The 247-nt window shown below is 64.4% G+C and carries 1 tRNA gene; it reads left to right on the forward strand.

The annotated features are described in order from the left end of the window. The first annotated feature begins 46 nt into the window (after positions 1-46). A tRNA-Leu gene (locus AC5IJH_RS18630) sits at positions 47-136 on the forward strand. Positions 137-247 lie beyond the last annotated feature (111 nt).

Below are 247 nucleotides of genomic sequence, written 5' to 3' on the forward strand. Positions count from 1 at the left end.
CGTGTTTGTGCAAGTCAGGCAGGGTTAGCATGGAGGCTGACCCCGCGCCCGGGTGGCGAAATCGGCAGACGCAGCGGACTTAAAATCCGCATCCGCGAAAGTGGAGTGGGGGTTCAAGTCCCCCCCCCGGGCACCACGGAGAGCTAGCTCTTTGCCAGCTTAGACGCCGCGATCGTCTCGTCGACCTGCCGTCAGGCGATGCGCACGGGTAGGCGTCTCTCCGGTCGTATGAGCGGCATCGGCTCAG

Origin of the sequence: Candidatus Dedyshia acidiphila, from assembly GCF_051025295.1 — a bacterium.
Lineage (GTDB): Bacteria > Acidobacteriota > Terriglobia > Terriglobales > Acidobacteriaceae > KBS-83.